The organism is Rhizobium sp. LEGMi-198b, assembly GCF_054114205.1.
The window spans coordinates 365,203-379,298 of the sequence record NZ_JBSYVH010000007.1 but is presented as its reverse complement, the minus strand read 5'-3'; the positions used below and the strand labels follow the sequence as shown (position 1 = coordinate 379,298).

General features: G+C 59.7%; 8 protein-coding genes. 4 read left to right on the top strand and 4 right to left on the bottom strand.

The window, feature by feature from the left end; all coding sequences use genetic code 11:
- Positions 1-129: 129 nt before the first annotated feature.
- Genes ACXHXG_RS25380 through ACXHXG_RS25370 form a run of 3 tightly spaced genes read right to left on the bottom strand, consistent with a single transcriptional unit; the run spans position 130 to position 2,947 of the window.
- Positions 130-891 (bottom strand): ABC transporter ATP-binding protein, encoded by a 762-nt coding sequence (locus ACXHXG_RS25380; RefSeq protein ID WP_457901125.1) that lies wholly within the window; start codon positions 889-891, stop codon positions 130-132.
- Positions 888-1,928, bottom strand: a complete 1,041-nt coding sequence (locus ACXHXG_RS25375) for a FecCD family ABC transporter permease (RefSeq protein ID WP_457901124.1) — start codon at positions 1,926-1,928, stop codon at positions 888-890. The genes ACXHXG_RS25380 and ACXHXG_RS25375 overlap by 4 nt, the downstream gene beginning before the upstream one ends.
- Entirely contained in the window at positions 1,925-2,947 is a 1,023-nt protein-coding gene (locus ACXHXG_RS25370) for an ABC transporter substrate-binding protein (protein ID WP_457901123.1), read from the bottom strand. The genes ACXHXG_RS25375 and ACXHXG_RS25370 overlap by 4 nt, the downstream gene beginning before the upstream one ends.
- A gap of 236 nt (positions 2,948-3,183) precedes the next feature.
- On the opposite strand from ACXHXG_RS25370, the gene ACXHXG_RS25365 reads away from it, so the two are divergent.
- The 4 genes from ACXHXG_RS25365 (at position 3,184) to ACXHXG_RS25350 (ending at position 12,290) form a co-directional block, all read left to right on the top strand.
- Positions 3,184-5,742 (top strand): patatin-like phospholipase family protein, encoded by a 2,559-nt coding sequence (locus ACXHXG_RS25365; protein ID WP_457901122.1) that lies wholly within the window; start codon positions 3,184-3,186, stop codon positions 5,740-5,742.
- A 392-nt stretch (positions 5,743-6,134) separates the two neighbouring features.
- Positions 6,135-7,853 carry a thiamine pyrophosphate-binding protein gene (locus ACXHXG_RS25360; protein WP_457901121.1) on the top strand — a complete coding sequence of 573 codons (1,719 nt, stop codon included), beginning with the start codon at positions 6,135-6,137 and terminating at the stop codon, positions 7,851-7,853.
- A gap of 172 nt (positions 7,854-8,025) precedes the next feature.
- A complete protein-coding gene (locus tag ACXHXG_RS25355; RefSeq protein ID WP_457901120.1) occupies positions 8,026-10,872 on the top strand; it encodes a peroxidase family protein in 2,847 nt (948 codons plus the stop codon).
- Positions 10,869-12,290, top strand: coding sequence for a hypothetical protein (locus ACXHXG_RS25350; protein WP_457901119.1), 1,422 nt, complete (start codon positions 10,869-10,871; stop codon positions 12,288-12,290). The genes ACXHXG_RS25355 and ACXHXG_RS25350 overlap by 4 nt, the downstream gene beginning before the upstream one ends.
- A 21-nt stretch (positions 12,291-12,311) precedes the next feature.
- Here ACXHXG_RS25350 and ACXHXG_RS25345 read toward each other — a convergent pair whose 3' ends face one another.
- Positions 12,312-13,895 (bottom strand): Na+/H+ antiporter, encoded by a 1,584-nt coding sequence (locus ACXHXG_RS25345; RefSeq protein WP_457901118.1) that lies wholly within the window; start codon positions 13,893-13,895, stop codon positions 12,312-12,314.
- Positions 13,896-14,096 lie beyond the last annotated feature (201 nt).

Here is a 14,096-nt window from a genome sequence, read left to right as displayed (position 1 = left end):
CTTGAGGTCACGCCACCAAGGGAGATTTTGTGGCGATAACGAAGCGAGGCCGGAGAATTCTTGAGAGACCCACCGCCTACATCTGCACGACGGAGACCAGCCGATCCGGATGGCGCGCGGAAGCAGTCCTCACCGAAGATAGTGGATATGCGGTCGTAAGTGATGAGGCGACGTCTCTACGCGGGCTTCGACCGAAAAGACGTCTCTCAGAAGTTCTTCGGTCAACACGACCTCCGGCGCACCGGAAGCGACGACCCTACCTTGCTGCATGATGATCAGTTGGTCGCAGAACATGGCTGCGTGGTTCAGATCATGCAAAGCGATGATGCTGGTAACCGGAAGAGCGCAGACGAGCCGCATCAGGCTGATTTGATATTGGATATCGAGATGATTGGTGGGTTCGTCGAGGATGAGTTCCTTCGGGGACTGCGCTAAGGCTCTCGCCAGATGCGTGCGCTGTTTTTCGCCCCCCGACAGGCTTTGCCAGCGATCATTGCGTTTCGCCGTCATGCCGGCGCGTTCGAGCGCGCCTTCGACGGCTTTTTCGTCGGCCGCAGTCCAGCCAGAAAACATGGGCAGGTGCGGAAAACGGCCGAGCTTTACGACGTCGATAACCCGCAGATTGGCATTGGTCGTGGCGTGCTGTTCGACGAAGGCGACGCGCCGAGCGATCGAGCGTCGGCCGATCGTCGCGATGTCCTTCTGGTCGAGCGTGATGCGACCGGAGTGTGGCCGCTTCAGACCGGCGAGAAGACGCAGAAGCGAGGTCTTGCCGGAGCCATTGGGTCCGAGCAGCCCGAGCATCTTGCCTGGCTGCGCCTCAAATGAAACGCCGTCGAGAACGGTCTTCTTACCGATTCTCCAGACGAGGTTATCTGCCTTAATAGTCATGACGCACGCTGGAACCGGTAGAGAATGATCGAGAAGATGGGCACGCCAACCAGCGCCGTGACAACGCCGATCGGCAGGACCTGATGCGGAACGAGGACACGCGACGCAATGTCGGCGAGCACCATGAAGATCGCGCCCGCCACGGCGCAGGTCGGGAGAAGACGGATATGCAGCGGCCCGACGAGAAAGCGCGCCGCGTGCGGCACAACGAGGCCAAAGAAGCCGATCGAGCCTACTATGCTAACGATCGTCGCCGTCATCATTGCCGTCAGAACGAAAAGCGCAATACGCGCCCTCGCGACATTGACGCCGAGCGAGGAGGCCGCCTCGTCGCCGAAGGCGAAGGCGTCCAGCACGCGGGCATAAAACAGACAGGCAATGAGTCCGATGCCGACGACGATCGAGACCAGCGTAAATTCCGGCCACCGCACGCCGCCGAAACTGCCGAGCAGCCAGAACATCACATCGCGGGCTTGCTGGGCATTGCCCGACGTCGTGACGATATAGGAGGTCGCGGCATTGAAAAGCTGCGATGCGGCGACGCCGGCGAGGATGGTGCGGTCGGCTCCGCCGCGCGTGCCGTTCGATAGCAATGCGACCAAGAGGAAGGCCGCGAAGGCGCCGGCAAAAGCCCCGGCGGACAGGGAAACCGCGCCGGCGCCGACGCCGAGGATGACAATTGCAACGGCGCCTGTCGATGCGCCGGCCGAGATGCCGAGAACGTAGGGTTCGGCAAGCGGATTGCGCAGCAGCGATTGCATGATCGCTCCTGAGAGTGCGAGGCCGGCGCCGCAGAAGACGGCCACCAGCGCCCGGCTGAGGCGATAGTCCCAGATCACAGCCTCGTGGATCTTATTGAGCTCCACCGCCGTCCATCCCATGCGATTGGTAACGGCGGAGAAGGTCGTGGCGAGCGGGATCGGCAGATCGCCAATCCCGACGCTGATGCCGACGACGAGACCGATGACGGCAAATGAAATCAGCAGCAGAATGCCGAAGGCAAAAAACTGCTGAAGAGAGCGACGCGTTTCGGTCACTTCAGAAGACCAAGCGCCTTTAACTGCTCCGCCACCTGTTCGGCGCCATAAACCGTCCGGACGGTCGGATTCATGGCCTGGCCGTCCATGATCACTATCGCCTTGTTCTTGATCGCCGCGATTTGGCTTACGGCTGGATCAGTGGTCAGGAACTTGATCTTAGCTTCGGACTTGTCGAGTTCCCAACGGTTGCGGTCGAGATTGGCGACGACGATGATATCCGGATTGGCCGCGATGATGCTTTCCCATCCGAGTGTCGGCCATTCCGCTTCCGCGTTGATCGCATTGTGCCCTCCGAGCAGGTCGGCGATAAAGCCGGAAGCGCCATTTTTGCCGCCGAGATAGGCGTCGGCCGAGGGGCTGGGGCTCGAGAACCAGAAGACATAGGAGAGATTCTTGCCGTCTTTCGAAACGCTGGAGCGGAGTGCGGCCTCACGCGCCTTGAAATCGGCAATCAGGGCCTGGCCACGATCGGCAACATCGAAGATTTGCGAAAGCTCGTCGATTTCCTTGAAGAGAAGGTCCGTGTTCCAGAGCTGGGCGCGGCTGCCGTATGGGTCTTTGGCATCCTTGGTGCTGAGGCAGGTGCTGGGTGAGAGATAGGTCGGGATGCCGACCTTGTCGAAGTCTTCGCGCTTGGCGACCTTGCTGCTCGGCCCGATCAGGCTCGGCAAGGCCGCCGCCACGAAATCGGGATTCTCCGCCAGGATCGATTCGAAGGTCGGGAACTCGACCGTCAGCAGTTTTACCTTTGAATTGGCTTCGGCAAGCTGCGGCAATACCTTGCTCGGCCAGAAAGCGGTGCCGACCATCTTATCCTGAAGGCCCAATAGCAGCATGATTTCCGCGCTGTTCTGGCCAAGGCCGATCGCCCGCTCCGGCGCCTTTTGGAAGGTAACCTGCCTGCCGCAGTTTTCGATGGTCAGCGGATATTTCGATGCGGCGAATGCCGGAGCTGCGGTAAGGCCAAGCACGGCGCAGAGACCGGAAACGGTGAGAAGTGATTTCAATAGGGTCACAAGAAAGGTCCTGATTGTTCTGTAGCCTTACAGGCCGGGCGCAAATGCCGGCGGTATAGCCTCTTCGCCGCATCAAAAACAAGACCTTTTAAGTCATATTTTGTTTGCGCCCGGGAGTGGCCCGGGCATTGCACCCGTTCCAGACAGAGGAAAATGCTTCCTATGCCGCGGAACATTTCTGCTACAGTTGCAGCGCGCATTTGAACGACAACCATTCTTGGCGATTGGTGGGACGCATGACCCTGGATTTCGAAGCGATCTTCAAACGCGAGCTGGATGTTATTAATTTCCGGCGCCAGTCACTTCAAAATGGCGGCGCGGAAGAAAAACAGGCTGAGCGCCATCCCCCAACGGAAGGCGCGGAGAGGGCGAGGTTCCACATCCCTCGTCATCCGGCGAAACTGTCGCAGGATCATACGGAGACTGGCAAACGCGGCACGGTCCGAATGGAGACCGGCAGCAACCTGACCGGGCTTTCGTTTTCCGGCGGCGGCATCCGTTCGGCCGCCTTTTGCTTAGGGGTCTCGCAGGCGCTGGATGCAATCACACATGATGGCGAGCCACGGGTCTTCGACGCCTTTGATTATTTCTCCACGGTTTCCGGCGGCTGCTACATCGGTACATCCATCGTCTCGGGTATGATGCAGGAGCCCTACACGTTTCCCTTCGCCAGCAAGCTCGATTCCCAGGAGACGCCGGAAATCCAACATCTGCGGAACTATTCGAATTTCCTCGTTCCGAACGGAACCATCGATTATTTGACGAGCGTAGCGCTCCTGATGCGTGGATTGCTGGTAAACGCGCTGATCGTCCTGCCTGCCCTGCTTCTCCTTGCCGTGTTCACCGTCGCCTGCAATCCCCGTTCCACTGATTTGGGACAGCCGGATATTTTCGGCTTTCCACTAAGCGGCGGCTGGCTTCCTTTCATCACCGTCAAGGGCCTGGAAGCCTTCACATTGACGACCAATGTTACCGTCGTCGTCCTCTTCCTGATGTTCGTCAGCGCGATTGCAACCTCCGTGACATTTCAGACCAGCCGGCTGATGACGCGAGAGCGACTTGCGTGGATCCTCGGCTGGCTCGTGGTGGCGATTGCCGGCGCCTTTCTCATCGAACTGCAGCCGCTTATCCTCAGCGGCATGTTCGAAGGGGCAACGACGGCTACGGCTGAGATCGCTGGCGTTGAAAGCGGCGGCGTGAAGGGCGTCCTTCTGGCGATCGCGCATATCGTACCCGCGCTTGCCAGCGTTCTGCTTCCGACGGCCCTTGTGTTGATAGGTGCGGCTCAGAAGCTCGCGAACATCGCAAGAGCAGCACTCGGAGAGGCGACCTGGACGGCAACGCTGAAGAAATACGCAAGCCGCATTGCTCTGTATCTTGCGGCCGTTGTCGTGCCGCTGCTGCTCTGGGTCTCCTATCTCTATCTCAGTTTCTGGGCGATCACGCCTGTGGCTGAGTTTTCCGCCCCTGCGCTCGCCCCCGTCGCTCCGTCGTGGCTTTCCGCGGCATCCGTCTTGGTTGCCAACCATATTCCTCCCATCGGAAGGCTCGGAGAGATCGGCTCGCTTTATCTGTGGGTCGCCTTGGTACTCGCCTTCGTCTGTCTGTTCATCGGTCCCAATTCCAACTCGCTCAATCAGCTCTACCGGGACCGTCTCAGCCGGGCCTTCCTGTTTGAGCGTGTGCGTCTTGGAAGCAACAAGCCGTCGGTTGATGTCGACCGGTGGAAATTCTCGTCGTTGAAGCCGTTCGATGCCAAGAGAGATCATTGGAACCAGGGCGCCGCCTATTCGCCCTATCTTCTCGTCAATACGACGATCAATTTGATCGGGTCGAAGGCCCTCAACAAGCGCGGTCGCAACGCCGACAATTTCATCTTTAGCCCGTTGCATATCGGTAGCCAGGCAACGCGCTATGTGGCGACCAAGGAGATGGAGGATGCCGTTCCATCGCTCAGCCTTGCGACGGCGATGGCGACGTCCGGTGCGGCGGCGTCGGCGAATATGGGAAACCACACCGTCAGAATATTGACCTTCAGCCTTTCCTTGCTGAACGTCCGCCTCGGCTATTGGCTGGCCAATCCGGCAAAGCTCGACGCGTTGCGCCGCTGGTGGAACCGGTGGTGGTCGAATTTCGGCACATGGTATTTTGCCAATGAGACCGCCGGACGCTTGGACGAGAAGAAGCTGAATGTCTATCTGACCGATGGCGGCCATGTGGAAAATCTCGGCATATACGAATTGCTGCGCCGCCGCTGTAAGGTCATTCTGGCCGTCGACGCGGAAGCCGATCCGAGCATGACGTTTGAAGCCTTCGTGAAGCTCCAGGTCATGGCGCGTATCGACCTCGGCATTCGCATCGAGCTTCCTTGGCAGGATATCCAGAGGAGAAGCCTGGAAGTGACGAGGGAGATGGCCTCGAACAGGGGTGAGCCGGCAAAATTCAGAGGACCCCATGCGGCCGTCGGAATCATAGAATATGGTGAGGATGAAAAGGGCATATTGCTCTACATCAAGTCGTCGCTGACCGGCGACGAGAACGACTACGTCATGGACTATAAGAGGCGGAACCCGACGTTTCCGCACGAGACGACGCTGGATCAATTTTTCAGCGAGGAGCAGTTCGAGGTCTATCGCGCACTCGGCTTTCACGCCGTTCAGCACTTTCTCAGCGGGACCGATGATTTCGCGCAGCCATCGACCTTGCCGGCCGGCTGGAGCGACGAGCTTGCCGCGGCTCTCGCATTGCTCAATGTCCCGCCGCAGATGCGCGCGGCCTTCAATGCGCGACTTTAGAAGGCATGGCGAATAGATGCGCAATCATAAATTGCTTTAGGAGTTTACGTTACGCTTTGTTATGACCGGGAAAACGGGGGCAACCATTCAGGACTATTTCCTTGCGGTAATCTGTGGTTGAAGTTTATTTCAAAATGCGCAAAGATGGCCGCAACGATAAGGGAATGCGCCAACATTCCGCCTGATGGCAGTTTCGTTCGACAGCATATTTCAGCTTCGGTTGCTTGGATTTCACGCGCGGAACGCGACGGGTCTCACCAAGCGGGTTTGGCTCTTAATAGGTACTTCCGAATATTCTGGACTTGAAATGCAGGAGCAGTGTCTTTCCGCATTGACAATGTAGTTGGGAATTGGACGCGCCGGTTTATCTGTGCGTTTGGAGGGCATTCTCGATGAGAGTCTACGAAGCGATCGTGAAGGCACTTGAGGGAGTAGGGGTCGGCGCCGCTTTCGGCGGAGCGGGCGAAAATGCCGCCGGTCTGATGCTTGCCCTCAAACATTCCTCAATCAAGCCCATCATCACCCGGCACGAACAGGCAGCTTCGTTCATGGCCTGTGGATATGCCATGCATTCGGATCATTTGGGCTTTTGCTTTGCGACCGCGGGGCCAGGCGCCTTCAATCTGTTTTCCGGACTGGCCGTTGCCATGTCGGATTCCTATCCGGTCCTGGCCGTTTCCGGCTATGCCTCCCTCGACTGGAAGGGAAAGGGCGCATTGAATGAAACCTCGGGTGTCAGTCGCACTCCGGATTCCCAGGCGATGTTTGCAGCCACCACGAAAAAGTCGTTTCTGCTGACAGATGCCGCCAAGACCTGCGATGTCGTCGAAGAGGCCGTCAACCTAGCCTTCGAGGGCCGACCCGGCCCGGTTCACATCCATGTCCCGGAAAACCTGACGCATCATGGCGTCTCCGTTGACAACTACCGCGATATCAATCTCCAGCGGCGTCCGATGGTACCGGATTCCAAGCGGGTAAGCGAGGTGGCCGAGCTTCTGGCGGACGCTATTGCCAAGGATAGGAAGATATTGACATTGATCGGCTTCGGTGCCGTTCGCAGTGGCGCCGGGCCGGAGTTGACGGAACTTCTTGTGCGCTACCAGATCCCCTTCGCGACGACGCTCGATGGAAAAGGCATCATTTCCGAGCGTCATCCGCTCTCTGTCGGCGTGTTCTGCGATAGCGGCCACAGCGCAGCCTGGAAGGCTTTCCTTGAGGCCGATGTGATCCTCGCGGTGGGCAATTCCTTCGCGCAGCATGCCACCTTCAATTTTCGCGATGATCTGCTGATCGGCAAGACGCTCATCCACATCAACATCGATAGCGGCGAGATAGACAAGGTCTATAAGGCCGATGCCGCCATCATCGGCGATGCAAAACGCGCGGTTGCGGCACTCAACGGGGAAATATGGCCGAAGGCTGCGGCTGTGCCATCGAGATCCGCCGAAGGGCGCGACTATGACGCGGAGCGCATCGTGCATCTCCTGGATGACATCCATCCCGGACAGCTTGCCCAAGCCGTCTCCAAGCGCCTGCCGAAGAATGCCATCGTGCTTGCAGACGCGGGCGCACACCTTGCCTGGCTCGGCTACTATCTGGAACTTTCGCCGGGACAGTTCTTCCGCAAGCCTGGCGGATTCGGGCCGATGGCGGGACATGTCAATGGCGCGCTCGGCGCCAAATGCGCCAATCCCGATCGTCCCGTCATCGTCGGCTGCGGCGACGGATGTTATCTGCTGTCGGGCTTCGAGCTGCTGACCGCCGTTCAATACGACATCCCTGTGATCTGGATCATTTTCAACGACGGCGAATTCAAGCTCATCAAGCTTTATCAGCTCGAAGCCTATGCGGAATCGGGTTTGGTCGAATTCGGCAATCCGGACTATGTCGCCTATGCCAGGGCCTGCGGTGCTGAGGGATACAGGGTGGAGACGATCGACGAGTTCGAAAGAGCCTTCGACGAGGCGCTCGCACTCGGCAAGCCGGCGATCATAGACGCCCACATCACACGACTTGCGCTGCCGCATTACAGCCCTTCGCCGAAAGGGCTTCTGTCCGGTATCGCAAAAATGGTCGAGGACCGGATTTTCCCCGGTCGGGGTACGCAATAGCCACTTTGTTGGTCGGCGCAATGCGCCGAAATCGGAAGGCGTTTCCTGTCGCATCGCGGACGGCGCCGGGAAACGGGGGATCATCGTCCGTCGCTTTTCAATCCCATGCATTCCCATCGATGCGATGTGCCGGAAGCCCATTGTTCGATGCGTTCACGGAGGGCGAACGAGAATGGAGTGGAGTGAATCCTATCAAGGGGGCGTGGAAGCCGAGCGCTTGATGTTCGAGCGCCTCGCTCAGGATATGATGCGTGTCCAATACAAGACGCGCAGCTATGCCAAGGCCGCCGATATTCAGCGCGCGTTTCACAGCAAGGCGGTCTTTGCGGCTATCGACGCCGAGCTGACATTCGTCGACGACTTGCCCGAAGATCTGAGGGTTGGGTTTGCCGAGCCTGGCAAGAGCTATCCGGCGATCCTGCGCCTGTCCAATGCCAGTGGTTATGGTCAGCCGGACTACAAGCCCGACCTGCGAGGCTTGGCCGTGCGGATCAATATCTCGGATCAGGAGAGCCACGATCTCTTAGCGACCAATTTTCCGGTTTCCCACGCACGCGATGCCAGGCAGTTCGTCGCCTTCGCCAAGGCGACGGCGGGCGGAGGCTTGAGCCGGCTCTTCGGCGTGATCGGCCTCGCCCTGACCTTCGGACCCTCCGAAACCATACGGATGATCCGCAACGTCACTACAGGCCGCAACCGGAAAATCCGCAGCCTGGCGCTCGAGACCTTCTGGAGCCGCGGTGCCATCTGTTGGGGCGAAAGGCGGGCGGTGCGCTATCTCTTCCGTCCCGCACCGAACGCATCGCATGCCCCCGACCCTTCCGAGACGGATCCTAGCTATCTCTCCACCGAACTCGCACGGCGGCTGGAGGTGGGCGATATCCGCTATGAACTCTGTCTCCAGCTTTTCGTCGATCGGAAGTCGACGCCCATCGAGGACACGTCCATCGAATGGATGGAGACGGCCTCGCCTCCGATCAAGGTGGCAGAGCTCAAGGTCAGCAAACCGAAGACCGGTGACGCCGAAACCATCGCCAATGCGCGCCTTGTCGACGAACTGGCTTTCAACCCCTGGAACACGACCGATGCCTTCAGGCCGCTCGGCAATCTAAACCGGGCGCGCAAAGTGGTCTACGACGCCAGCGCCGCCTATCGCCACAGTTTCCGTTGGACAAGCCCGGTGCCGTTCCGCAACCGGCTGGCGGGGAGCATTACGCGTAGCGCTTTTCTGGTCATCAACCGGTACATTGCCTGGCACCGACTGCCGCTGCGGTTGAGCCTGCTCAATCTCGATGCCTTCCGTTATGTCTTGCGTGAAAAGAACCTGATCGGAACCGATCCCCTCGAGGCGCCGCCGGTCGCCCGCCCGACGCCGCTACCGGCGATTGCCGAAGGCGAGCGGCAGATGCGGACCTATGACGGCACGTTCAACGATCTATCGGCGCCGAAGATGGGTGCCATCGGCTCGACCTTCGGACGCAACCTGACACCGGCTTTTGCGCCCGAACTGTTCGACACGCCCAATCCGGTGGTGGTTGCGCAGCAACTGCTGCATCGCGACTCGTTCATTCCGGCGCGCTCGCTCAACATCCTCGCCGCCGCGTGGATCCAGTTTCAGGTCCATGATTGGGTCAACCATGCCCGCCATCCCCTGGGGGAAAAGGACATCGTCGTCGGCCTTCCCGCCGGCATGAAATGGACCAGCGAGGTCGGCGGCAAGCCGGAAGACGTCATGCGAATTGCCGGCAACATGGAGATCAGCGGCTATGACGGCAAGCCGCCCATCTATTTCGGCAATGCCGCCTCGCACTGGTGGGACGGATCGGAGGTTTACGGTCCCGATAGCAAGAAGGCCAAGGACCTGCGCGAGGGCCCGAAGATACGCCTGGTCAACGGGCACTTGCCGGTCGATGTCCACGGCTTCGAAGTGACAGGCTTCAATGAGAGCTGGTGGCTCGGCTTGAGCGCCATGCACACGCTGTTTGCGCGTGAACACAATCTGCTCTGCGACGAGCTTCGGCGCCAATATGGCAATTGGGACGACGAGCGCGTCTACCAGACCGCCAGGCTGATCGTCTCGGCGCTGATCGCCAAGATCCACACGGTCGAATGGACGCCGGCGATCCTTGCTACCAAGGCGATTGAAGTCGGCCTTTCCAGCAACTGGAACGGCCCGCCCGCCAATGACTGGCTGACGAAGGCCGGCCTCTGGCTGATCGACGCGCATGCCTCCACCGGCATTCCGAAGACGATGCCGGACCATCATGGCACGCCCTATTCGCTGACCGAGGATTTCGTCACCGTCTACCGCATGCATCCGCTACTGCCCGACGACTACTGCTTCTACAATCACAAGACGGGCGCCAAGATCGCCGAAAAGAGCTTCATGGACATACAAGGCCCGGGCGCTGACGAGATCATGCGGCAATATGGCCTTCGCAATACGCTCTATTCCTTCGGAACGGCGCATCCCGGCGCCATCACGCTGCATAATTTCCCGCGCGCACTTCAGGCGTTCACGCGCGACAAGGAGATCATCGACCTTTCCGTCGTCGACCTCGTACGGACGCGGCGGCGTGGCGTTCCGCGCTACAATGATTTCAGGGCCGGGCTGCACCGGCCACGGATCAAGCATTGGGAGGAACTGTCGACCAACCCCGAAGACGTGCGGCTGCTCAAGGAGATTTATGGCAACATCGACCGCGTCGACACCGTGGTTGGCCTCTTTGCCGAACCGCCGCCGGCCGGCTTCGGCTTCAGCGACACCGCGTTCCGCATCTTCATTCTCATGGCGTCGCGCCGGCTGCAGAGCGATCGCTTCCTGACGGTGGATTTCCGTCCGGAGGTCTATTCGCCCTTCGGGATCGACTGGATCGCCAACAACGGCATGACGAGCTTGATCCTGCGGCATTGCCCGGATCTCGCGTCGATGCTGCCGTGCAATGCCAGCGCCTTCGTGCCCTGGCGGCCGGTCCTTTTCGGCGGCGAAAAGCAGGATCTGGAAAAGAGGGCATCATGACCGACCGACCCGGAGCAGATGATCTTTCGCCAACAGATGCGGTCGCGGCCAGAACCTCGACCGGCAACCGCGGTCTCGACGCGCTGTTCCGCAGGCCGCTCATCGAGACGATATGGCGCCGGCGGACCCATCGCGTGAGCCAGGGAAGCTCGGTGCTGGCCGGCACGATGAGCTATGAGTCCCAGCAGCCGCGTGAACCCCTTTCAGAGCTTGAAGAGGCGATGCTGATCGCCATCACCGGTTCGACGGGGCTCACCATGCCCGACCGGCCTTTCGAGGATCCGGCCACGCATCAGCCGATCATGGCCAAGCCGAACCTTGTCATGGAGGGGCGCACCGCCGGCAGCCCCGACAACGCCCAGGGCACGCATTTCTTCATGATCAACGACAGCGGCACCTATTTCATCCGCAAATTGCCACCGCCGCCGGACGGCGAAAAAGCGCTGACGGCGGAACGGCTGATCGCCCGGGCAGCAGAGGCAAAGGTGCGCATTCTCGATCACCGCCTCGATGTTCCTGACGGCAAGCGCGCCTTTCCCGCCTATCTCGATTCCAATCGCTTCCTGTCGAACCTGCCGGGCACCACGATCTTCCTGCCGGTCGTCGATCTCTCCCGGCAATATATCAACGGCATGATGTATCTTCTGACCCAGCCGGACGGCGCGCGACCGGCGATCGTCGACGACCGCAACTTCTATCGGCTCGCAGGCGTGAAGCGCTGGGTGGACAAGGGTTTTCTGAACAAGGATATCAAGATCCCGCTCGGCGTCATTGGTTCGCTACGGACGCAGATCGAGGCCGACCTGCTGTTGCAGAACATATTCCTGACCGCCGATGCCATGGGGCTCGGTGCCTGGATCCACGGCTCCATCAGCCCGCCCGTCCTCGTCGGCGATCCGAAATTTGTGAAGACTTACGGTCCCCTGCTGGGGTTCGACGTTGTCACGCCACGCTGGCGACTGATGGACATTCTGCGCTGGCAGGTGCCCTTGCCACGTTACGCCAACTTGCGCAGCAATCCGATCGGACTGCGTTTCAAGGGGGAACACCTGATCAAGGGCATGTCGCCGCCCTATTACGACAGCATGGCCGACGCCGTTGCCGCCGTCGTGGAGGAGAAATTCGGCAAGAACGGCCTCTTCAATGATCAGGCACTCTTTGCTGAGATCTACAAGGACGATTACGGCAAACGCTATCTCGCGGAGGCTGCGGTCTACAACGACGACGTGATCGGCTGCGCGCGCGACATCTGCACCTATATCTACGAGACGCATGGCCGCTTCCCCGCGCACTGTGATGCGATCCATGTGCCGGGCGTCTGGCTGCAGGCGCATCACGTCGAGATCGACTATTACGACCGGTTCTTCAGAAACGGGCTCACGGACGCCCACCGTTCCCATAGTCAGGATTGGCACTGAGGAGAGCAGGAGCGCCCGCGGTCATGACTTGGCGGAGATCGCGCTTAGCTCCTCGAGATCCAGGTCTCGCTCCAGTTCGCGCAACGTCTCGTCATCGATATCGCCGGCGCGGTGAAGCCGTATGAGTTCGCGACGCCCTGTGGCAACCGCTTCGAGAACGACATCGAAATGGGCCTGGAGCATAGGAGAGTATTGTTCCGTGCGCGCCGCATAATCGACAATTGCCACGGCCCTGCGCTGATATCGCTCCAGCAGTTGCGGATGAATGAGCTTTCCCTCGCCGTCATAGGCCAGGTCCTTGACGGTCGCAAATTGCGCCTGCGCCATGGCAGCTTCGGCTTGGCTCATAGTGAGGCGCGCCTTCTCTGACGCCGGCTCGCTCAGCCTTGCCCAGGTGATCACGCGCCCAAGCGTTGTCCCTTGGATAAGCACGGTTCCGACGATGACGGCGAACGACGTGACCAGGATGAAGTCCCTGCCGGGGAAGCCTTCGGGCACGCTCAGTGCCAGGGCCAGCGTGACGACACCACGAACGCCGGCCCAGCTTATGACGGTTACGCCACGGACGCCGAGCGGCGTATGTCGATCAAGCCCCAAAACATTGCAAAGTTTGATCACAAGGTCGGATCCGAAGGCCCAACCGAAGCGCGCGAGGGTGAGTGCAATCAGGATGACGAGTATCGGCAATCCCATCGTTGCGGTCACCACGCTAAAGCCGCCGCCACGTTCGACAACGCCCCGCAGTGATAATCCGATCAAGATGAAAACCGCGGCTTCCATCAGAAAGATGATCACCGTCCAGAATGACGTGCCGCGCATGCGTGTTGAGGCCGAAAGCACCGTATGCTGGTGCCAGCTTGCGATCAGGCCGGTGGTCACCGTTGCGATGACGCCGGACACATGGATTTGTTCGCCAAGCAGATAAGAGGTCCAAGCCAACAGCGTTGTGGCGGCGATCATCAGATATTCATCGCGCAATTGCCTCACGAACAGGACCCAGACCGTTCCGACGACGATGCCGACGAAGGCGCCGCCTGCCGCCAAAAGCAAAAAACTTCCTGCCGCATCGACTGTGCTGAAAGCACCGGTGACACCAGCAGCGACGGCGAAACGGAAGAGCACCAAGCCGCTGGCATCATTGAGCAGGCTTTCGCCTTCGAGCAGGATTTGCAGGCGCCGAGGCAACTTTACCCGTTGCAGGATAGCGCGAGCGGAGATTGCGTCCGGTGGCGAAACGATCGCGCCTAGTGCCGCGCACGCGGCCCAGGGCAGCGATGGAAACAGCAGATGGGTCACCACGGCCAAGACGGCGCATGTGAAAAACACCGCGCCAATGGCGAGCGAGGCAATGCCGACCAGGTGGCGGCGCAATGGACGAAGCGCAATAAACCAGGCTCCGTCCATGAGTAGTGGCGGAAGAAAGATGACGAGCACCAGGCCAGGATCGACCGTAATTGTGGGCAGACCCGGCAGGAAGGCAAGCAACGCGCCTCCGGCAAGCAGCGCCACAGATGGCGGCAGCCCGAACCTGTGGGCGGCGTAATGCAGCGCGATGATCGCCACGAACATTCCGATAACAAGTTCAAACAAATGTGTGGGGTCCATGTGCCTGCGCCCTGATACAACTATCGCGATGGGTTTTATTACAAAGCGCCTTTCGTCGAAACGCAATCGTCTATCAATCGTATGAGTCTTTCTCGCAACACCCGGCGGGCAATTCGCGGCTTGAACGGTTTGCGCTGGATTCCAGCGATTCAGTCGCGGTATTCGTCAGAATAAGAGGCGATTCGCATCGGCAGGACAGCG

Bases quoted from the DNA above. Each gene is read 5' to 3' on its own strand.
- ACXHXG_RS25360 (WP_457901121.1), top strand. From the start codon at position 6,135: ATGAGAGTCTACGAAGCGATCGTGAAGGCACTTGAGGGAGTAGGGGTC.
- ACXHXG_RS25380 (WP_457901125.1), bottom strand. From the start codon at position 891: ATGACTATTAAGGCAGATAACCTCGTCTGGAGAATCGGTAAGAAGACC.
- ACXHXG_RS25355 (WP_457901120.1), top strand. From the start codon at position 8,026: ATGGAGTGGAGTGAATCCTATCAAGGGGGCGTGGAAGCCGAGCGCTTG.
- ACXHXG_RS25365 (WP_457901122.1), top strand. From the start codon at position 3,184: ATGACCCTGGATTTCGAAGCGATCTTCAAACGCGAGCTGGATGTTATT.
- ACXHXG_RS25350 (WP_457901119.1), top strand. From the start codon at position 10,869: ATGACCGACCGACCCGGAGCAGATGATCTTTCGCCAACAGATGCGGTC.
- ACXHXG_RS25345 (WP_457901118.1), bottom strand. From the start codon at position 13,895: ATGGACCCCACACATTTGTTTGAACTTGTTATCGGAATGTTCGTGGCG.